We start from the raw sequence: 21,695 nt of genomic DNA on the forward strand, positions 1-21,695 counted from the left end.
ATCCGATGCCCATCATCCGCCGTATGCGATGATGGGCATCGTCATATCATGATCGCCTGCCGTCATTACCGTCAATCCATACAAAATCGAACCTTTCCGTAACCGGAAGACGAACGGGACCTTGCCAATCGCCATGAGAGCCCGCCGCGCGCATTCCTTCGTAATAGAGTGGTGTCTATGACCCTTCGATTTCGCGATAACGGCACGTTCCGCGTGCTGCAGATGGCCGACATCCAGGACGGCCCGAACGTCAACGAGGACACGATCCGCCTGATTCGCGAGGCCATCGCGGTCGCCGACCCGGACCTCATCGTACTCACCGGCGACCAGATTCGCGGATACGATCCCGCCTTCATCGACACGTTCCTGCGACGGCGCGGCGACAGGCCGGGCGCCCACGTGCGTTCGGTCACGAAGTTCGAGGCGGCCGTGCAGGGCGTACATCCCGAAGACGTCGACGCCGTGACGGCCATGAACCATACGCGCGAGAAGGTGCGCGAGGCGTTCGCCTCGTTCCTCGAGCCGGCCACGACCGCCGGCGTGCCGTTCGCCGCCACCTACGGCAACCACGACTTCCAATGCGGCGTGCTCGCCGACGAGCAGGACGACATGTACCGCGAATTCCCCGGCTGCCTGAACCCGCGCAGCACGCCGGACACCCCGAGCGCGCTGGCCGCCGACCATGCGGACCCGCTGGCCTGCGAACCGGGCACGTTCGCACTGCCGGTCGAAGCTTCCGACGACAGCGGCCGCATCGCCATGAGCGTGATGATGGTGAACTCCGGCGACTACGCCGGCGAGGCGGGCGACGAGGACGGCGAGCCCGGACCATACATGGAGAACGACGAGACGGCCAGGGAGCAGCATCCGATCACCTTCAGCCTGTATGCGAACCATTCGCGCGCCATCGACCTCGCCGACAGCGCCGGCTACGGCTCCCCCAGCCCCAAGGCCATCCGGTGGATCGGCGACGTGCAGCGGCACCTGGGCGAGCGCAACGGCGACGGCAGGCCGGTGCCGTCCATCGCGTTCCAGCACATTCCCCCGCAGGAGTTCTACCAGTGCCTGCGCGAGGTTCCCGCATGGACCCCGTATGCGGTGGAGGGCGCCCGTGCCTTCGCCGGAAAATGCTACCTGCTTGACGATTCGAAATGCCGTCCCGGCTCCATGCTCGGCGAGGCCATCGGCTGCGCCGACACGAACTGCGGCGAGGTGGAGGCCATGCGCGAGGCCGGCGGCTATTTCGCCCTGTTCGCCGGCCACGACCACAAGAACGCGTTCGTCGGCCGCGTGGACGGCTTCGACCTCGGCTATGCGCCGACCTGCGGCTTCACGTCATACGGGCCGAAGTCGGCATTGCGCGGCATCCGCCTGTTCACGTTCCATGAGGACGATCCGGCCGCCTACGACACCCGCATGCTCACGTACGGCGAGCTTATCGGCCGTCATAGCGGCAACGAGGTGCGTGTGTTCGTCGGCGACCATCTGGTGACCGACGGCGCCTCGCTGCGCAACGAACTGCGCAAGCCGAAGGTCGCGGCGACGGTCGCGTTCTCCGGCGCCGCGCTCGCCCATGTCATATGGCACGGGTTGATTCGGCGGCGGCACTAGTCCGACGCTAGAGCCGCACCCCCGCCTGCGCCAGCTGCGTGCGGGCGTCCATCGCGTTGACGAATACGAACGATTGGAATCCGGCGTCGCGGGCCGCCTCAACGTTCCACGGCTTGTCGTCGATGAACACCGACCGCGCCGGGTCGACGTCGAATCGTTCGGCGGCCAGCTCGTAGATGCGCCGGTCCGGCTTCTTGAGCCGTTCCACGGATGAAACGACCACATCGTTCAGCAGTCTCATCGCCGGATACTGCGACTGCGCGTACTCGACGGCGTCGGCGGTGAAGTTCGTCAGGCCCCATGTGGGCATGCCGCGCGTATGCAGCAGTTCGAGCAGCGTGTCCATGCCGGGGATCATGCCGCGGAAGGCGAGCTCGCGATGGGCGAGATATAGATCGAACGCGTTCTCGTCAGCCTCTCCCCCATGATGGGCGCGATAGTCGGCGGCCGCCTCGGCGGCGTCCATACCGGCGTCGAGCAGGCCGTCGTAATGCCAGAACCCATAGTCGGCGTCCTCGTCGTAGAAGCGCTTCCATACGTCGATGGACGACTGCTCGGCGAACAGGTCGTAGGTGCCGCCCTTGGGGTCCCATTGCAGCAGCACGTCGCAGAAATCGAAGATGACGTTGATCTCGTCGGATTTGCGGCTTTTCGGCGTATACGGCATGGAATCCCCCTGATATCGGTTGCTACTAGGCCACTGTACTCCCTGCCGGCGTTCGCTCTTTTCATCGGTCCGTAACGAGCGAACGAAAAAGGCTCCCGGGCGACAACCCGGGAGCCGTTGGCGGACAGGGCGAGATTCGAACTCGCGGAAGCTTGCGCTTCAACGGTTTTCAAGACCGTCTCTTTAGACCGCTCAGACACCTGTCCATGTGATGCGCGGACGCCGCAGGCGACGTCCGCGTGAAAGCACGCGTTACATCATAATCCATAACGCGGGTTTCGACAAACCGTACGGAAACGTCACGCCTCAGCGGCCTTCGCGGCCTCGCGACGTTTGAGGTCGGCGTTCAGCCACACGGCGGTCAGCCACGCGCATACGGCGAAGACGGCGCCGAACGGGCCAAGCCAGCGCAGGCCGATGTGGTCGGTCACGAGGCCGCCGACGGCCGAGCCAAGCGCGATGCCGATGTTGAACGACATCGAGTTGAACGACGAGGCGAGGTTCAACGAGCCGGGATGGGTCTGGGCGGCCACGTCCATGTACAGCACCTGCGAGGCGGTGTTCTGCAGATACATGAGGAATCCGAGGACAAGCAGCACCACGCAGCCGGCGATGATGTTCATCACGGCGAACGGCAGCGCCACCATGAACACCGCCTGGATCAGATAGCTCGGACGGCCCTTGACCAGCGGCACCACGCCGCGGCCGCGGTCGCCGAGCTTGCCGCCGTACAGGTTGCTGGCGAGGCAGGCCACGCCGTACGCGGCCAGCGCGAGCGAGATGTACTGCGCGGGAATGCCGATCTCCTGTTCGAGGATCGGCGTGAGATACGTGTAGAACACGTACGTGGAGGCGGCGGCGAACACAACGGCGAGGATGCCGCCCCAGATGCGCTTCTCGGTGAAGATGAAGAACTGCGCGAGGAAACGCGACTTCGGACCGTAGTGGTTCTTCGGCAGCACGATGCACATGACGACGATGAGCACGACGGTGAGGATGTTGATGACGTGGAACGACCAGCGCCAGCCGAACGTGTTCGCGATGGACGTGCCGATCGGCACGCCGAACACGGAGGCGATGGAGAAGCCGGAGAACACCCAGGCCACGAATTTCGTGCGGTTCTTCTGCGTGGCCACGTCGTCGGCGAAGGTCATGGAAATGGCGACAGTGGTGCCGGAGATCAGCGCGATGACGATTCGCGCGGCCACGAGCATGCCGTAGCCGACGGCGAATGCGCACATGAGGTTGCCGATGAGGAAGACCACGGCGAGGAAGAGCAGCGTGCGGAAGCGTTCGAACCGCGAGCTGATGGAGGCTCCGATCGGGGTCGCCGGTGCGTAGACGAACGCGAACAGCGACACGAGGCCGCCGACGGTGGTCAGCGACACGTTGAGCCCTTCGGCGATGTCGGGCAGGATGCCGACGATGATGAACTCGCTCATGCCGAGCAGGAAGCTCATCGAGACCAGTGAGATGACCGGCAGCGTGAAGAACCGGTCGTCGCGCAGGGCGGGCCGGCCGGCGGATGCGGCGGACTTCGCCGCGGCCTTGGACGATTCGCTCTTGACGTTCTTCTGGCTGGCGCTGTTATGCTCCTGCGTCATCGTTTGGTCTCTTCCATACGAAGCCCGCCATGATCGTATCGGCGACGTCGGCCGCCTGAACCGGCCGCCGCACCGGCTGCACCGACTTTATCGCGATTGCGATGCCGTTGCTATTGCTGTTGCCGAACGATATTGGACAGGGTTGGTGATTACTGGAACGAGAAAAAAGTAACGCTGTCTTCCGACAATTCCCAACGCCTACGACACGCTAATAACCGCAACGGAGACAGCGTTTGCGCACATCTGTTTTCGGACAGGACGGCATGAACTTTGTTCTCGGAAAAAACGCTGCGGCGCGGGAGCATATCCCGCACCGCGGCGATTGTTCAGCGGGGCGCCTGGACCGGACCTGGGTCGCGGACGGCGGCGTCCCGCAATGGTCGGCTACTTCACCCGCTTGATGGTGAGCACCGAGATTCCGGCGATGAGGCTGATGGCGATGGCCACCGGGAACACGGTGTTGTATGAGCCGGTCATGGTGATCAGCGTGGACGTGATGGCCGAGCCCATGGCCTGGCCGGCGCAGGTGGCCACGTTGAGGAAGCCGAGGTCCTTGCCGGCGTTCTCCTTGTCGGGCAGCACGTCGACGTTCAGCGCCTGGTCGACGGCCATGTAGATGCCGTAGCCGAAGCCGGCGATGCCGGCGAACAGCAGCATGCCCATGCGGGACGGGAAGATCCATGGCATGGCGAGGCCCACTGCATACAGGCCACAGGAGAACAGGATCAGCGGCTTGCGACGCTTGATGATGTCGGAGATCGGGCCGGAGAGGAACGGCGCGACGATGGATACGATCATGGTGATCAGGGAGATGATCTGAATCGTGGCGGCGGATTCCACCTTCGACTGGCCGATATGATCCTGCAGAATGTACAGCTGGAACGAGGTGACCATCTGGTAGGCGACGATCAGACAGGTGCGGCAGACGAATGCCTTGTAGAAGTCGCCGGCGTTCTTCAGCGGAGGACGGAACGCCTCGAGAATCACCCGCCACGCGGGGATGTCGGCGCGTGGCATCTCCTTGGTGGAGGGGTCCTTCGGCATGAGCAGCACGGAGAGGATGCCCGCAGAGGCGGCGAACAGGGCCGCGACGACGAAGCCGAGCTGAGTGCGGGTGATGAAGAAGGAGCCGATGAGACCGCCGATGCCCTGGCCGATGACGGCGCCGCCGCCGAACGCCGCGGACACCGTGGCACGGCTGCCTTCATCCACGCGGTCGGAGAGGATGGCGGTCAGCGGGGCGAGCGCCATGTTGAGCCCGAACATCGCGCAGCAGTAGGCGATGCCGATGGTCAGGCCGGTCGTCGGCAGGCTGATTATCCAGAAGCAGACGCCGTAGAGCACCATGCCGGAAAGGATCCAGGGGCTGCGCCGGCCGAACCGCGAGCGCGTACGGTCGCTCATGGCGCCGAAGAACACGTTGAAGAACAGCGACAGTATGGCGCCGATGCCGTTGATGGCGCCAAGCACGGCGGTGGGGTTGGCCACGCCGAGGTCCTTGAGCCGCTGCGGTATCAGGATGGAGACGATGATGTAGAAGGCGATGTTGTTGAGCATCTGGTAGGCGATGAAGCCGGCGATGTACCGGGCTTTCTCGACGGCCTTGTTCACGGCCTTGCCCGCTGCCACGGGCGTGATGTCTGATGTCATGATGCCTCGTTTTCTCTCTCGATGGGTTCTCTTGTCCGGTTCACGCTCAGTCGAGCTTCATCCACACGCCAACGTCCTGCGGCAGGCGGCCGTCTTCGGTGAGCGGCGCGGATGCGAGCAGCACCTCGCCCGCGGGCAGGTCGATGGGTTCGGCGCCGAAGTTGGTCAGGCTGGCCCAGCCGTTGGAGCGGCGGTAGGCGATCACGCCGCCCGGGTACCCGTTGGCGCCGTCAGGGACGTCGGATGCACGGTCTTCGGGCAGCCACTCCACATCGGTGTCCTCGTTGCGGTATTCGTGACGCAGGGCGAGAGCGGCCCGGTACAGGTTCAGCGTGGAGTCGGGGTCGGCGTCCTGCACGTCGACGGCGAGGTCCTTGAACCACCTGGGCTGGGGAAGGTGCGGCTCGTCGGCGGCGGAGCCGTCGGCCTTGGCGGCCGGGGAGAATCCGAACGAGCCGCCGGCGCCGAATTCGTCGGATTCATCGGCGAGCTTGGGCGCGTCTGTGGAATCCCAGGGCAGCGGCACACGGCAGCCGTCGCGCCCCTTCTTGGCGGTGGCTCGGGTGGAGTTGAACGCCCACGGGTCCTCCAGCTTCTCCCACGGGATGTCGGCGACCTCGAACAGGCCGAGCTCTTCGCCCTGGTATACGTAGGCGCTGCCGGGAAGCGCCAGCTCCATCAGGATCGCGGCGCGGGCGCGCTTGGTGCCCAGCTCGCGGTCCTCGGCGTAGGTCTCACCGTTTCGCAGCAGCCAGTCGAGCGGCAGCTGATGGTGTTCGGCGGATTTGACCTGCGGCAGTCCGTATCGCGTGGTCTGCCGGATCATGTCGTGGTTGCTCATCACCCAGGTTGCGGATGACTTCGCCTCGCGGGCGGCGGCGAGGCCTTCTTCGATGGCCGTGTGGAATTCGTCGCGAAGCCAGTTCTTCTTGGCGAATTCGAAGTTGAACGTCTGGCCGAGTTCGTCGGTGCTGGCGTAGAGGTGGAGTCGCTTGGGATTGACCATGGCCTCGGCCACGGCGAAGGTCGGCGGGTCGTACTGGTTGAACACCTCGCGGCGCCATTCCTTGTAGATCTCATGGGATTCGTTGCGGTCGATGACCGGATGGCTGCCGTCGTCGGGCAGGGTGTTGTCGCACCACACGTGGTAATTGTCGAGATCGTCGCGGTCGAGGTCCTTGCCGAGTCCCTGCGCCACGTCGATGCGGAAGCCGTCGACACCATGGTCGAGCCAGAATCGGAAGGTCTTCTTGAAGTCCTCGTGCACTTCGGGGTTCTTCCAGTTGAGGTCGGGCTGTTCCTCGGCGAACATGTGCAGGTACCACTGGCCGTCGGGGACGCGCTTCCAGGCGGGGTCACCGAAGTGGCTTTCCCAGTTCGTGGGCGGAATATCGCCGTTGGGGCCCTTGCCGTCGCGGAAGATGTAGCGGTCGCGCTCCGGGGAGCCGGGGCCGGCTGCGAGCGCGGCCTTGAACCATTCGTGCTGGTTGGAGGTATGGTTGGGCACGATGTCGATGACGACCTTGATGCCCGCCTCGTGAGCGGTCTTGGTCAGGCGGGAGAAGTCATCCATGGTGCCGAACAGCGGGTCGACGTCGCGATAGTCGTCGACGTCGTAGCCGGCGTCGGCCATATGCGAGGGGTAGAAGGGGTTGAGCCAGATTGCGTCCACGCCCAGACGCTTGAGGTATGGGATCTTCTCGGTCACGCCGTTGAGATCGCCGAGGCCCGTGCCGGTGCTGTCCTTGAACGAGCGGGGATACACCTGATAGACCACGGCCTGCTTCCACCACAGCGCCGGGTCGTTCGCCTGCTTGTCCGTCATCGTTTTCCTCCTTGAAACCACAGACACTTTCGAAGCGCTTCGATTATGAGTCGCACCATCATTGTGCCGTTTATATCGCATGTCGTCGCGGCAGCAGGAAATATTTATCAACCACCGCAACAATCATCCTTCCGTTTGAAGGATGGCTTTATCGTAGCGCTTCGATTTTTATTTGTCGAATTTCCAACACGCCGAATATATCCGTGTAAAGTGAGTGCATGCACATAGCGAGTCATCATCGAACCGCTGCGAAAAAATGCATCATTTATCAGGAAGGCATGGACGCGACCTGGAGGAGGGGAAGCATGGGACGACCGACGATCATGGATGTGGCGGCACGCGCCGGGGTATCGCAGTCCACGGCCTCATTGGCGCTGCGCGGCAGCAATCGGGTCAGACCCGCCACGAGGGAACGCGTGCTCCAGGCCGCCGAGGAACTGCACTTCACCCTGTCGAGAAGCGCTTCGTCGCTGGCCTCCGGACGCACCATGCGCATTTTCATGCTCGTCTCCCCCGCGCTGAACACCTGGTTCAACGGAGCGATCATGCAGGGAGCCTACAAGGCACTGCATCGACACGGCTACGATCTCATCCCCTACGCGGTGAGCAATGACGCGGAGCTGTCGGAGTTCTTCGCCACGCTTCGCGGCGGCAAGAACGCGGACGGCGCCATCGTTTCATCGTTCGACTTGAACGACGATTTCAAACGTCTGCTCAAAACGCTCGACATCCCCACAATCGGCCTGAACACCCCGACCACCGAAGGATTCGACGCCTCGGTATGCATCGACAACATCGCCGCGATGGGCAATGCCGTCCGGTTCCTGCACTCGCAGGGCCACCGGCATCTCGCCTTCGTCGAAGAACCCGATTTCGAACCGTTCTCGTTCAGTTCGTCGCTGCGTTCCCGAGGGTTCCTCGACGCGGCCAGACAACTCGGCTATGCCGACGATGACCTCACGGTGATTCGAGGCGAGCAGACCGAAGGCTATCATTCGCCGCAAGACGCCATCTCGCAGATCGTGGCACGGCTGCTCTCCGCACCGAAGCGCCCCACCGGCATCTGCGTGGAGACCGATGGCTTCGCGGTCACGCTGATGCAGGAGCTCAGACGGCAGCAGCTGCGCATTCCCGAGGATTGCTCGGTAATCGGATTCGATGACGACACCGTCGCGGCGGCCGTGGAACTCACTACCATCCATCAGGATCCGATGACGCTCGGGCGTCGGGCTGCGGAACTCGTGCTGAAACTGATTCAGCATGAAGCGGTGGAATCGCCACATCGGATTCAGGAGACCTCGCTGGTGCTGCGCAACACCACCGGACCGGCACCGCGGCAGTGATGCCTCTCGTGCCACGGAATAAAGAATCCCGCCAGCCCAATCATTCCCTGACATATGCTCATGGCACGGAATACAAACTCGTTACGAGGTTTCGTTCCGTGACAGGATTCTTCGCAGCCAGTATTTATGAATCGTTGGGATTCCAACGATTCCAAGGCACAGCCGCGTAAGGAATCCGCCACGGAACGTCGATGCATATGAAAATGCGGTTCCGTGCCATGAAAATATGGCACGGAACCGCATCATGCATAAATCGAGTATTCGCTGACGGAATCTCCAAGAGTCAGCTCCCCTCAGTCGGCTCACGCCGACAGCTCCCCTCAATCATGAGGGGAGCCTACGGGAAACAGCCTCCGTCGCGAAATACTGTAGGCCGTCAGGCCTCCCACTCTGAACAGTCCAGTGGACTGTTCAGAACAGGCGCGACACCAAGGAGCGCCGTCGTGGAATACTGCAGCCTGATTGAATCAGGCCTCCCACTTCGTCGGCTCGATGACCTCGCGGCCGCCCATGTAGGGGCGCATGGCCTGCGGAATCACGATGGAGCCGTCCTTCTGCTGGTGGTTCTCGAGGATGGCGACGAGCCAGCGGGTGGTGGCCAGCGTGCCGTTGAGCGTGGAGACGGCGCGGGTGCCGCCGTCCTCGGTGCGCTCGCGAATGTTGAGACGGCGGGCCTGGTACTCGGTGCAGTTCGAGGTGGAGGTCAGCTCGCGGTAGCGGCCCTGCGTCGGCACCCAGGCCTCGCAGTCGAACTTGCGGGCGGCGGAGGAGCCGAGGTCGCCGGCGGCGGTGTCGATGATGCGGTACGGCACCTCGACCTTGCCGAGCATCTCCTGCTCCATGGCCAACAGCGCCTGGTGCTGCGCGCGGGAGTCCTCCTGCTTGCAGTAGACGAACATCTCGACCTTGTCGAACTGGTGCACGCGGATGATGCCGGAGGTGTCCTTGCCGGCGGCGCCGGCCTCGCGGCGGTAGCAGGAGCTCCAGCCGGTGTAGCGCAGCGGGCCGTTGGACAGATCGAGGATCTCGTTCTCGTGCATGCCGGCGAGCGCCACCTCGGAGGTGCCGACGAGGTACTGGTCGTCGGGTTCGCGCAGACGGTAGATCTCATCGGCGTGGGAGTTGAGGAAGCCGGTGCCGGCCATGACCTCGGGGCGCACGAGCGTCGGGGTGATGGCGAGGATGAAGCCGTTCTTCTCGGCCTGGTCGACGGCCATGGTGAGCATGGCGATCTGCATGCGGGCCACGGCGCCGCGCAGGAAGTAGAAGCGGGAGCCGCCGACCTTGACGCCGCGGCGCATGTCGATGCCGGCCACGCCGGTGCCGAGGGTCAGGTGGTCCTTGGGCTCGAAGCCTTCGGCCGCGAAGTCGCGGATCTGGCCGACCTTCTTGACGACCACGTAGTCGTCTTCGCCGCCTTCGGGGGCCTCGGGCTCCACGATGTTGGACAGCTTCCACATGGCGGTGGTGTATTCCTCGGAGGCCTTGTCGGCCTCGGCCTTGAACTCGGTGACCTTGTTGGCGAGTTCCTTGGTCTGGGCGATGATGGCGGCCTTCTCGTCGGCCGGGGCGGAGGCGACCTTCTTGCCCATGGCCTTCTGTTCGGCGCGGGCGGTCTCGAATTCCTTCAGCGCGGTGCGACGCGCCTCGTCGGATCGCAGGACTTCATCGACGAGCTCAACAGACTCGCCGCGCTTGCGCTGGGATTCCTTGACGATATCTGCATGTTCACGAATGAATTGAATATCAAGCATAGGCCTTACGATAATGCCCGCATAAGACACGCCCAGAGCGCCATGATGCCCGAATTCGTGCAGAAAACGAAGAAATCGGAGCGTTTGCGAGGCGACCGCGAATCGATTCGTATGACAATGGGCTACATGTCTGTTGGATGGATCATCGTCATCGCTATCGTCGCCGTAGCAGCCCTGGCGGCAATCGTCGCCGCCGCAGTCGCCACGTATCGGCGCAGGCGGCTGATCACCACCATCGAGCAGCGCGACAAGGCGACCGCCACGTACGCGTTCATCCTCAATCCCTCCAAGCCGGGCGCGGAGGACATCCGCGCCCAGATCGTCGCGTTCTTCAAGGCCCGCGACCTCGGCTCCCCCATGTTCGTCGACACGCAGCTCGACAAGGACGGCAAGGCGTGCGCGCTCGAGGCGATGGAACGCGGCGCCGACGCCATCGTGGCGGTCGGCGGCGACGGCACGGTACGCACGGCGGCGAGCGCCGTGGCCGGCACGGACCGCCCGTTCGGCATCATCCCCATCGGCACCGGCAACCTGTTCGCCCGCAACATGGGCATTCCGCTCGGCGACATCGACGCCGCGCTGCAGGTGGCCATCTCCCATGGTTCGCGCAAGGTCGACATGGGCCGTATGACGCTGTTGGATTCCGACGAGCCGAAGCGTCGCCACGCGTTCCTCATCATCGCGGGCATCGGCTTCGATGCCGCGATGATCGACGACACCGATCCGGCGTTGAAGAAGAACATCAGCTGGCTGGCGTATTTCGTGGGCGGCGTGAAGAACCTGTTCACGCCGAAGTATCGCGGCACGTTCACCATCTGCGGGCCGGACGGCAAGGAGCAGAAGTCGCGGACGACGGCGTTCCGCACGTTCATGGCCGGCAACTGCGGCCAGATCCCCGGTTTCGCGCTGATGCCCGAGGCCTCGTATGACGACGGCATCCTTGATTTCGAGCTTATCGACACGACGGGCGGCATCATCGGCTGGGCGAATCTGTTCGGCGACGTGCTGCATCAGACGATCACGAGGAAGGCGGAGCAGAATCCGCTGTCGACGAATTCGTCGGTCGATCAGATCCAGGGGTCGCGAGCGGAGATCCGCTTGGAGAAGCCGGCGCTGGCGCAGGTGGACGGCGATATCCTCGGCAAGACCTCGCATATCGAGTTCACCGTGGAGCATCGCGCGCTGTGCGTGCGCGTCCCCGAGCCGGCGGCGCCCGCCGCGTCCGCCACGGCGACGGCGTCCGCCGCGAAGTGACGCGTTAGCGCATCGAATATGTTTTCGGCCGGCGATGGTTTCGCCGGCCGTTTGCTATCCGCCAAATTGTTATTTATTCGTCGAGATTCGACGCGAGCATGGCGGTGAGCGAGTCCATCGTCATGTTGACGGCGTCGACGCCGGCGCCATCGCCGGATGTCTCGTCGGCGTTCGTCGTCAGCATGACGACGTCGCCGCCGACGACGTTCAGCGACATGACGGAGAGAATACTGCCGGCGTCGACCTCACGACCGTCGTGGGCCATGGTCACATGAAGCCCCGAGTCGATGACGGCCTGCACGAACCGTGCGGCCGGCCGCGCATGAAGCCCGAGCGGGGTTCCGATGGTGACCGTGCGCGTGATCATACCGAGTCCTTTCCACTGCTCCATTGTCGACGTTGCGTTGCCGAATGACGAAGATACTATTGCGTCACGCGGACCTGGCGTACCGTCCTGCGGGACGGACGGCCCATAGGCCCATACGACAGGCCATATGACAGGACCCGGTTCACATGACGTGAGCCGGGTCGTCATTCATGCCCCATGCGGCGCCCATACGATATCCATGCGACGCCTATGCGGAGCCTTTGCGATAGCGATAGGCGCGGCCGCCGCGGCGATGCATGCCGCAGCGACGGCATTCCGACAGGGGTTTTACTTGTCGGACTCCTCCTTCTCGGCCATGGCCTTGAGCTGGGCGGGGGTGTACTTGTCGCGCTTGAACTCGGTGATGAAGTACAGGCCCACGATGGCGAGCTCGATGGCCGGCAGGATGAAGGAGAACTGCATGGTGGAGGCGTCGGAGAGGGCGCCCTGCAGGGTGGGCAGGAAGGCGCCGCCGACCAGGGCCATCACGATGATCGCGCCGGCGGTCTCGGTGTGGCGACGGTCCTCGACGGTCTTCAGCGTGCGGGAGTAGATGGTCGGCCAGCCCGGTCCGAGGAAGAAGCTCACGGCGACGGCGAACCACACGGCGGTCATGCCGGGCAGGAACGCGGTGCCGAGCAGCACGATGGCGCCGCCGATCATGAAGATGGCGAGGACGCGGGTCTCGCGGAACTTGGAGAGCAGGTAGCTGGCGCCGAGTCGTCCGACGAAGAACACGATGTAGCTGATGATCATGAAGTTCGCGGCGTCACGGTCGGTCATGGAGGCGCCGCCCTGGTTGAGGGCGAGTCGGATGGTGAAGGACCAGATGCCGGTCTGGGTGCCCGCGTAGATGAACTGGGTGGCGATGCCCTTCCAGAAGCGGCCGTTGTGGAACAGGTAGGTCATGGTCTCGCCGAGGGTGGCCTTGGCGACGGTGCCCTCCTTGGTGGCGGGGCGGCACTTCGGGAACTTGGTGATGGCGAACAGCACGATGAGCACGGCCAGCACGATGAGCAGGTACTTGTACGGCTCCAGCGTGCGGCTGAGCTGTTCGGCGCCGTAGGCCTTGGCGGCGTCGGGGGCCATCTTGGCCATTTCGGCGTGCAGGTTGGAGTCCTGGAACACGAGGTACTTGCCGAGCAGGATGCCGGTGATCAGGCCGAGGGCGTTCATGGTCTGGGCCACGTTGAGTCGCACGGTGCCGAGGCGCTTCGGACCCATCAGGGTGGCGTAGGTGTCGGCGGAGGTCTCAAGGAAGCTCAGGCCGATGGCCTCGACGAAGATGGCGAAGAGGAAGACCTCGTACGTCACCAGTCGGCTCGCCGGGAAGAAGATGAAGCAGCCGACGGCGAAGAACGACAGGCCGGCGATGATGCCGATCTTGTAGCTGGTCTTCTTGATGAACAGCGACGCGGGGATGGCGATGAGGAAGTAGCCGCCGTAGAAGGCGCTCTGCACGAACGCGGTGGCGAGGTCGCTCAGCGAGAACACGGCCTTGAACTGGGTGATGAGCACGTCGTTGAGGCTGGAGGCGACGGCCCAGATGCCGAACAGAATCGCCGTCATGGCGAACTGGAGCACCGGGGTGCGGTCGAGATAGCCGTCGGAGAACTCGATCCACTTGGCCTTCTTGGCGGCGGTCTCGGGCTCCTCGGGTTCCGTGGTTTCCGGAATATCGGTTGCGATTGCTTCGGTCATGATGTCTTCTCTCACGAGGCGCGCAACCAGACGATGATTGTCGGTGCATCGGTGTGCCGACCATGGTCGTCAACATCTGTCGTTGGCCTTGGCTCTGGCAAACACGCCGGGTTACGCGAATTGGGTAATCAATACTCAGGCCCGCGGTCGCTTCGCCGCGACCGCCCGATGCGGCCGGGCGTCGGCGTGCGTTCGTCGCATACCGTGCCGGGCCTCATCGACTGGGAGCCTGGAGGATTCGCCGTAACCCGCAGAAAGCTAAGGCCAACGAAAGAAAAGTGGCTTTCAGTTATGGATATTCAGTTATGTCGGTTATGGATCCGTACGTTTCGGGATTTCGGATTCTTTGGGATTCTTTGGGATTCCTCGGGATTCCGTGGAATCTCTCGGGGACGTCGCCCTTAGAGGATCTGGCAGAATTCGATGGTCTCGTGGTTCGGTCCGAGGACGTTGAAATAGCGGATGCCGTTCTCGTGGAACGTGGGGATGTGCTGGACGGAGCCCTCGACGAGGTTCAGCCCGAGCTTCTCGGCCTCCGCGAACGCGGCGTCGATGTCGGTGACGTCGATGGCGAAGTGGTTGATCGCTCCGGTGACGCCGGCCGGTTCCGCCATCGTCCATACCTCAAGAACGAGGTTGTTCAGATGCAGGAAGGTGCAGCGGTCGTCGCCGTTCGGGTAGATGCCCTCGCACTCGAAGCCGAGCTTCTCGTAGTATGCGATGGTGCCTTCGAGATCGTTGGTGGGAATGCCGACGTGGCCGATTCCGGTCAGATGATCGCGAATGCTCATGATTCGTAGCCTCCATTGCCTACAGATTTGTGTTTGCGAAATTTAGATTACATTAACGTCGTTAATTGGTCAATCTCGGCAACTCGGCGTGTCGAACGTTTGATATCGGCAGGGGTGCTTCCTCCATGGGGTTCTCGGCTCCCGCCGGCGGGGGCCGTCACGTGCCAGCGTGACTGAGGGTGGTCGGACACCTGGATGCCGGGAAACGACGGGTCGCATCGACCACCCTCAGTCCGCCTTCGGCGGCCAGCTCCCGCCGGCGGGAGCCAAGGACGCACACCGATATGCCGAGGGGATTTTCGAATAACGTTGTGCGGCATCGGGGCAACGGCAGGCGAAGGCGTACGAAGGTACGTCGAGTCTGCTGATGTGCCGATGACGCTCCGTTATTCGGAAATCCCGCTGACGCGGGCGATGTGGAGGGCCAAATACGCAATCTCGTCCTGAGTCAGATTCGCGTCGAGACGCATCTCCAATACCGCAGCGATGCGTTGGGCGCATTGCATGGCGCGGGGGTAGGACTGGGTGATGGCGTGGATGATGGGCGCGGGCTCGTCGGCGAGCTGGTTGTTCTGGCGGATGCGGACGAAGAGGTAGCGCACGTGGGTGATGAAGCGGCTGACGTTGACGGAGTCCCGGTCGAAGACGATGTTGAAGGTCGCTTCGATGATGGTCATCATCTGTTGGATGACGCCGGTCATCGTGTAGGTGTAGGAGAGGTCGCCGGTGGCGAATCCGGCGTTGACGAGATGCATGGCGAGGGCGGTGGTCTCGCCGTCGGGCAGCGTCGTCCGGCCGGCCGCAGCGAGCCGAGTGTTGATGGCGGCGAGGAGGCGTTGACCCTGGGCGAATTCGTCCGGGTAGAGGTTGCTGACCTCGGCGCGCAGCGGATAGGTGACATGGGTGTCGTCGGCGAGGCGCCGCAGGGCGTTGTCGACGTGGTCGCTCAACGAGGCGATGACGGTGGTGTTGCCGGAAAGCCCCTCGAGGCCGGCGTCGTGGAGGGCATCGATGACGAGCCGCACGGTTTCGGGTTCGATGCCGGCGAGCATCTGGGCGAGGTGGTCGGGGTCGCGGCCGTCGGAGGGCACGAACCTGCGCACGATCTTCGTTTCGTCGACGGCCTTGCCGGGCTTGCCCTGGAAGCCGATGCCGCGGCCGGTGAGCACGATTTCGGTGCCATCGTCGTCCTTCGCGAGGACGACGTTGTTGTTGAATACGCGAAGAATCTCCATGATGCTGCCTTTCGCCGCTTCACCGCTCGACCGTGATCACCGGGTCTCCGACGGCGGCGTCGAATCCGGTGAGGGGGGTGACCGACGTCATCTTTGCGGTGTTGGTGATGGTCATCATCGTGGTGGCGTCGACCCCGGCCCTGCGCAGTTTCGTGAAATCGACCGTGGCCAGCACGTCGCCGGCCCGTACGCGTTCGCCTTTGGACACCGTCATGGTAAAACCCTCACCTTCCAGTCTTACTGTATCAACACCGACGTGCAGAAGTACCTCGACGCCGTCGTCGGTGCGGATGCCGAAGGCGTGTCCGGTACCGGCGACGGTTTTCAACACGCCGGCGACGGGGGCGACTATCGCATGGGGACCGTCGTCGATGTCGGCGTCGGGACGGATGGCAACGCCGTCGCCGAGCGCACGCGAGGCGAAGACGGGGTCGGAAACGTCGTCGAGCGGCAGTACGGCGCCGGAGACCGGCGCGATTACGGAGGTGACGTCGGCGGACGAGGCGTCGTCGGCACGGTTCTCCGCGGTATCGGCGTCGACGTCACGGACGGCGGTAGCCTCCCCGCCATCCGGCGTGTTTTCGGATATCCCCAGCGTTATCCCCTTCTCCCCCGCCGGCTGTGGATCATCGCCGTTTTCCGCAGGGACCTTCGTACGATAGTCGAATATCGCGATAAGCACCATCGGCACGACGAACGCGACGGCGATGGACGCCACATACACCCACATGCGGCTGAACAGCGGAATGGTCAGCAGTGACGTGAACGCGAACGACCACGCGATGACGCCATGCATGACGCCGCCCGACGGCGTGACCGACGGGAAGAACCAGCCGAGCAGCGCACCGGTCAGGCCGCCGGCCGCGCAGCCGACGAGCATGCGCCGGTAGACGAGACGATGCCTCAGATGGATGCCGTACAGGCTCGGCTCGGTCAGACCGCCGAGCAATCCGGCCAACAGCGCGCCCGTGGCGGTGCGGCGCATGGCGTCGTCACGCTCGCGGACGGCAAGCAGCAGTACGCCGGCGGTCGATCCGAAGCAGGCGAAGTTCCATACGGCCATAGGCCCCTGGATGAAGTCGTAGCCAAGCGTCTGCACGTTGACGATCATGAGGGCGTTGAGTGGCCAGTGCAGGCCGATGGGCACGATGAACGGATAGATGAGCGGCAACAGCACGGCGAACGCGAACGGCGCGTGCATGCTCAGCCAGGCCAGCGAGACGCCGATGCCGTTGCTCAGCCACGCGCCGAAGGGGCCGAGCACGAACGCGGTCAGCGGCGTGATGACGGCCATGCTGACGAACGGCAGGAACACGATGCGTATGCTGCGCGGCAGCACGCGTTTGAGGCCGCGATACAGCGCGGCGAGCGCCAGCACCATGATGAGCGGCACGAACACGTTGCCGCTGTAGTCGTTGAGATGCATGGGCAGACCGAACACATGCACCGTGCAGGAGCGCACGCCGAGCGTGGGGTCCGTGGCGCAGTCCGCGTCGGCGGCGTTCATCAGGCCGGTGAACTGCGGGGTCATAAGTGCCCCCATGATCATCGCGCCGAGCCAGGGGTCCACACGCAGCTTGTTCGAGGCGTTGTAGGCCACGATGATCGGCAGGAAGACGAACACGCCCTTCCACATCGCCTTGACGAACATCCAGCCGGCCGACGCCTCGTCGTCGGGCATGACGCCGAGGGCAAGGCACATGTTCACCAGCGCGATGATGATGGACGCGCCGAGCAGCACGCCGATGATGGGGCGGAACGAATCGGACAGATACTCGAAGAACCAGTTGAGCCAACGGGCGAGGCGGCGCGTGACGCCCCGTTTCCCGTGAAACATGGCGAAGACGCCGGCCGAGGGGAACACGGCGGCGTCCATCTCATGCGGGACGGGGGTGGAATACGCATGGTCGGCGTCGGAGTCCGCGACGGCGGAGTCGGAAGCGGGGCCGGGGGAATCAGGCACGGAGGACGCGACGGGCGCGGCGTCGGGCATGTGCGGAACGGACGCATCGATGTCCCCATCGCCGTCATTCACGGCATCGAGATCATCGTCGGACGACGATATCGCGTCGCGCACGGCCGGCATGGCCATCATCGCGTCGTATACATCCTCGACAGCGCCGCCGATGACCACCTGATAGCGCTCGCCGTACTGGGCGACGGCGCCGAGAACCGCGGGATCGGCGTCAAGCGCACGGGAATCGACAAGCGAGGCGTCTCGCAGTTCGAATCGCAGTCGGGTGGCGCAATGCGTCAGCCCCCGGATATTGCCGGCGCCGCCGAGCGCGGCGACGATGACCCACGCTGCCCGCCTGTCTTCCGTTCTCATATCCCGCCTCCTCGCGTCTGCCTGACACTGTACCCAACTCGCCGCGTCGCCGCCATGCCGGCCACGTAAACGGAACAATAACGAACATTAATGATTGCCCGAACAACCGCAACACGGGGAAGCGAACACGGCGGATTTGAATCGGCCTGTGGCAGAATGGATTCATGGTTGCTAACAATGCGGGCAAGCCCGCCACCCCAGAAGATCTGATCAACGTCGATGAGGTCATCGGCAAGTACTATGACCTTGTCCCCGACTCCTCGATTCCCGAGCAGCGCGTGTCGTTCGGCACGTCCGGCCACCGCGGATCGAGCCTGAAGACCTCGTTCAACGAGGCCCATATCGTCGCCATCACGCAGGCCATCGCCGAATACCGCAAGAAGGCCGGCGTCACCGGCCCGCTGTACATCGGCCGCGACACGCACGCTCTCTCCGGCCCGGCCGAGAAGACCGCCATCGAGGTGCTCGTCGCCAACGGCGTGCACGTGCGCGTCGATTCGCGCGGCGACTACGTCCCCACCCCGGTCGTCTCCCAGGCGATCCTGACCCACAACCGCGCCGCCGACGGCTCCCAGCGCTTCACCGGAGAAGGCCTGGCCGACGGCATCGTGGTCACCCCCTCGCATAACCCGCCCACCGACGGCGGCTTCAAGTACGATCCCGTCACCGGCGGCCCGGCCCCGGCCGAGACCACCAACGCGATCGCCGCGCGTGCGAACGAACTGCTTGACGACTACAAGTCCGTCAAGCGCGTGCCGTACGAGGAGGCCATCAAGTCCGACCTCGTCGAAGGCTTCGACTACCGCGACCACTACGTCTCCGACCTGGAGAACGTCATCGACTTCGATGTGATCCGCTCCTCGGGCGTGCGCCTCGGCATCGACCCGCTCGGCGGCGCGTCGGTGAACTACTGGCCGCTGATGAACGAGAAGTACGGCCTGTCGATCGACGTGGTACGCCCCGAGGTCGACCCGACCTGGCGCTTCATGACCATCGACCACGACGGCAAGATCCGCATGGACCCCTCCTCCACGTACGCGATGCAGGGCCTGGTCGACGAGCTCAACGCCGGCGCGTGGGAGAAGTACGACCTCGTCGGCGGCACCGATCCGGACGCCGACCGCCACGGCATCGTCTGCCCGAACTGGGGCGTGATGAACCCGAACCATTACATCGCCGTCGTGGTGGAGTACCTGTTCGGCGGCAACCGTCCCGACTGGCCGGAGGGTGCGGGCATCGGCAAGACGCTGGTGTCGTCGTCCCTCATCGACCGCGTGGCCGCCTCCATCGGCGCCAAGCTCGTCGAGGTGCCCGTCGGCTTCAAGTGGTTCGTCGACCCGCTGTTCAAGGGCGAAGTGGCGTTCGGCGGCGAGGAGAGCTCCGGCATGAGCTTCCTGCGCCGCGACGGCCGCGTGTGGACCACCGACAAGGACGGCCTCATCCCCGACCTGCTGGCCGCCGAGATCACCGCCAAGACCGGCAAGAACCCGGCCCAGCTGCATCAGGAGCAGGTGGCGCGTTTCGGCGAGTCCTGGTACAAGCGCGTCGACACGCCCACCACGCTCGAGCAGAAGCAGAAGTTCGCGAAGCTCACCGGCGCGGACGTCACCGCCACGCAGCTCGCCGGCGAGGACATCACCGCAAAGCTGACCGAGGCACCCGGCAACGGCGCCAAGATCGGCGGCCTGAAGGTGACGACCAAGGACAACTGGTTCGCCGCCCGCCCGTCCGGCACCGAGAACATCTACAAGGTATACGCCGAGTCGTTCGTCTCCCCCGAGGCGCTCGACAAGGTGCTCGACGAGGCCGAGGTCGTCGTCGACAAGGCCCTGAGCGAGTAGTCCCGCCAGGCGTTGCAATCGCCTGACCCAAGGATGATGCCCGGTTCATGGGATGCGCCCCGTGGACCGGGCATCATCGTATTTGTACGCGCCCGCCCCGTTCCCATCCGTCGCATGTAGTACGACAAACAGGAACCAAGCCGCGTTTTCGGTTCCCATCCGTCGTCTCAACCCAACGGATGGGAACCGTATCCTGCCTCTGGCTCCCATCCGTTGGTTCAAGTGCAACGGATGGGAACGAACAAAGGTGGCATGGTTCCCGTTCGTTATCACAACACAACCAACAGGAACCATGTCGCGCTCCCTATTCCCATTTGTCGCAGCACCCACAACCAACCGGAATCTAAGCACGTTTTCGGTTCCCATCCGTTGAATCGCACCAACCGACAGGAACCATACAGCCACTCCGGTTCCCATCCGTTGCCTCTTCCTCAACAAACGGGAACCCACATTGGGCTCGGTTATCCACAAAACGCACGAAGGGTGGTCCATCCGTCAACATTTTTGGGAAGCGTTGCCACCGCGTCTCCATCCGCACTACCGTCCGTGATATGAGAACACATGCACCGACGGAGCGCCTCCTCGACGAGGCGGAACATGACAATCGCTGCGCGATAGGGCATGACGAACTGCAAAGAAAAGCGCTCATGCGCAGACGCAAGGCGGGAATTCTCGTCTCGCCATACAGAAATCTGTATGCCCGGATTCCATATTGGAACGCGTTGAACCCCATCGAACGGCATATGCACGTCGCGAAGGCATTGGCAATGCAGCATCCTTCATGGGTCTTCGCCGGGCTGACCGCAGCTTGCGCACATGGGCTTGAGCACGGATATTCGCTGCATGACGACCAGAAGGTCACCATCGCCAGTACGTTTCCGCCGACGAAGCACCAGTACAGAAAACTACGACGGATATATATGACGACCATGGATTCCGTACGACGTTCGTCGGTTACCGTCACCGACATCAACCGGACGCTGACGGATTGCGCAATGGCGTATTCCTTCATCGAGGCGCTGCCGTTCTTCGACTCCGCGGCACGGCAGGGAACCACGTTGTCGAAAGTGCTTGAATACTGCCGTGGCCTCGGCATGGACACGGCCCGAATCGTCAGTCTTTGCGAATATGCCGATCCGTTGAGCGAAAACGGCGGCGAATCATGGGTCAGGGCGGTAATCATCCAACTGGGATTCGTGATTCCTCGCCTGCAACGGCCGTTTCATAATCCTCGGAATCCCGACGCCCCGTTCCGTGCCGATTTTTCTTGGGAGCTTCCCGACGGGACAATCATCGTGGCGGAATTCGACGGCATGGGCAAATATGTGTTGGAGGATGGGACGCGGCAGGGGATCCGGGAACGGGTATATGCCGAACGGGAGCGGGAAACGGCGTTGCGGAACGGAAAGGTACGCCGCATCGTTCGTCTGGATTACGAGGATGCGCAACATCCGGAACGACTGCGGAGGAAGCTGCTTGAGGCCGGGGTTCCGATGCGGCGATGCCTATGAGGGCGGCCGCGGCCTGCCGCCGCAACGGACGGGAACCGGGATCCAGCGCAGAGTCCCGTTCGTCGTGAGTGACGCAACGAATGGGAACCGTGACCGTGCGATGATTCCCATACGTTGCGATGTATGCAACCGATAGGAACGAACGGCAGCGTACGGTTCCCATCCGTTGCTTTCACCGCAACAGAGGGGAACCACGAGGGGGCGGCTGATTC

15 protein-coding genes and 1 tRNA gene are annotated in these 21,695 nt (G+C 63.6%); 5 read left to right on the plus strand and 11 right to left on the minus strand.

Annotated elements, in window-relative coordinates; all coding sequences use genetic code 11:
- Positions 1-177: 177 nt before the first annotated feature.
- The gene (locus tag GFD18_RS04055; RefSeq protein WP_163198211.1) at positions 178-1,611 is read left to right on the plus strand and encodes a metallophosphoesterase; all 1,434 of its coding nucleotides are present in this window, start codon (positions 178-180) and stop codon (positions 1,609-1,611) included.
- 7 nt (positions 1,612-1,618) lie between these two features.
- Here GFD18_RS04055 and GFD18_RS04060 read toward each other — a convergent pair whose 3' ends face one another.
- The 5 genes from GFD18_RS04060 to GFD18_RS04080 form a co-directional block, all read right to left on the minus strand.
- Positions 1,619-2,278 (minus strand): HAD family hydrolase, encoded by a 660-nt coding sequence (locus tag GFD18_RS04060; protein ID WP_163198212.1) that lies wholly within the window; start codon positions 2,276-2,278, stop codon positions 1,619-1,621.
- Positions 2,279-2,396: 118 nt separating this feature from the next.
- Positions 2,397-2,484: transfer RNA gene (locus GFD18_RS04065), tRNA-Ser, on the minus strand.
- 93 nt (positions 2,485-2,577) lie between these two features.
- The gene (locus GFD18_RS04070) at positions 2,578-3,738 is read right to left on the minus strand and encodes an MFS transporter (RefSeq protein WP_345770265.1); all 1,161 of its coding nucleotides are present in this window, start codon (positions 3,736-3,738) and stop codon (positions 2,578-2,580) included.
- Positions 3,739-4,266: 528 nt separating this feature from the next.
- Complete coding sequence (locus GFD18_RS04075; RefSeq protein ID WP_163198214.1) at positions 4,267-5,532, minus strand: MFS transporter; 1,266 nt, start codon at positions 5,530-5,532, stop codon at positions 4,267-4,269.
- Between the two features lie 46 nt (positions 5,533-5,578).
- Positions 5,579-7,357 (minus strand): glycoside hydrolase family 13 protein, encoded by a 1,779-nt coding sequence (locus GFD18_RS04080; RefSeq protein WP_163198216.1) that lies wholly within the window; start codon positions 7,355-7,357, stop codon positions 5,579-5,581.
- 305 nt (positions 7,358-7,662) lie between these two features.
- Between GFD18_RS04080 and GFD18_RS04085 the strand changes: the two genes are divergently transcribed.
- Complete coding sequence (locus GFD18_RS04085) at positions 7,663-8,700, plus strand: LacI family DNA-binding transcriptional regulator (protein ID WP_163198218.1); 1,038 nt, start codon at positions 7,663-7,665, stop codon at positions 8,698-8,700.
- A 467-nt stretch (positions 8,701-9,167) separates the two neighbouring features.
- Here the strand turns inward: GFD18_RS04085 and serS are convergent, their stop codons facing one another.
- Positions 9,168-10,454 (minus strand): serine--tRNA ligase, encoded by a 1,287-nt coding sequence (gene serS, locus GFD18_RS04090; RefSeq protein WP_100510052.1) that lies wholly within the window; start codon positions 10,452-10,454, stop codon positions 9,168-9,170.
- A gap of 117 nt (positions 10,455-10,571) precedes the next feature.
- Here serS and GFD18_RS04095 point away from each other — a divergent pair, with 117 nt between their 5' ends.
- Positions 10,572-11,708 carry a diacylglycerol/lipid kinase family protein gene (locus tag GFD18_RS04095; protein ID WP_163198912.1) on the plus strand — a complete coding sequence of 379 codons (1,137 nt, stop codon included), beginning with the start codon at positions 10,572-10,574 and terminating at the stop codon, positions 11,706-11,708.
- 73 nt (positions 11,709-11,781) lie between these two features.
- Here GFD18_RS04095 and GFD18_RS04100 read toward each other — a convergent pair whose 3' ends face one another.
- The 5 genes from GFD18_RS04100 to GFD18_RS04120 all read right to left on the minus strand — a co-directional run bounded on the left by GFD18_RS04100 (position 11,782) and on the right by GFD18_RS04120 (position 18,131).
- Positions 11,782-12,075 carry an HPr family phosphocarrier protein gene (locus GFD18_RS04100; protein WP_163198220.1) on the minus strand — a complete coding sequence of 98 codons (294 nt, stop codon included), beginning with the start codon at positions 12,073-12,075 and terminating at the stop codon, positions 11,782-11,784.
- Between the two features lie 288 nt (positions 12,076-12,363).
- A complete protein-coding gene (fucP, locus tag GFD18_RS04105; RefSeq protein ID WP_163198222.1) occupies positions 12,364-13,776 on the minus strand; it encodes an L-fucose:H+ symporter permease in 1,413 nt (470 codons plus the stop codon).
- 401 nt (positions 13,777-14,177) lie between these two features.
- Positions 14,178-14,567: a VOC family protein gene (locus tag GFD18_RS04110; RefSeq protein ID WP_100510055.1), complete on the minus strand. Its 390-nt coding sequence runs from the start codon at positions 14,565-14,567 to the stop codon at positions 14,178-14,180.
- Positions 14,568-14,953: 386 nt separating this feature from the next.
- Complete coding sequence (locus GFD18_RS04115; protein WP_163198224.1) at positions 14,954-15,802, minus strand: PRD domain-containing protein; 849 nt, start codon at positions 15,800-15,802, stop codon at positions 14,954-14,956.
- Between the two features lie 19 nt (positions 15,803-15,821).
- Positions 15,822-18,131 carry a glucose PTS transporter subunit IIA gene (locus tag GFD18_RS04120; protein WP_225432884.1) on the minus strand — a complete coding sequence of 770 codons (2,310 nt, stop codon included), beginning with the start codon at positions 18,129-18,131 and terminating at the stop codon, positions 15,822-15,824.
- Positions 18,132-18,295: 164 nt separating this feature from the next.
- On the opposite strand from GFD18_RS04120, the gene pgm reads away from it, so the two are divergent.
- Positions 18,296-19,972 (plus strand): phosphoglucomutase (alpha-D-glucose-1,6-bisphosphate-dependent), encoded by a 1,677-nt coding sequence (pgm, locus tag GFD18_RS04125; protein ID WP_163198226.1) that lies wholly within the window; start codon positions 18,296-18,298, stop codon positions 19,970-19,972.
- Between the two features lie 647 nt (positions 19,973-20,619).
- On the plus strand, positions 20,620-21,483 hold the full coding sequence (locus GFD18_RS04130; protein ID WP_163198228.1) for a hypothetical protein: 864 nt from the start codon (positions 20,620-20,622) through the stop codon (positions 21,481-21,483).
- The last annotated feature ends 212 nt before the right edge of the window (positions 21,484-21,695 follow it).

This window comes from Bifidobacterium saimiriisciurei (genome assembly GCF_010667655.1).
Lineage (GTDB): Bacteria > Actinomycetota > Actinomycetes > Actinomycetales > Bifidobacteriaceae > Galliscardovia > Galliscardovia saimiriisciurei.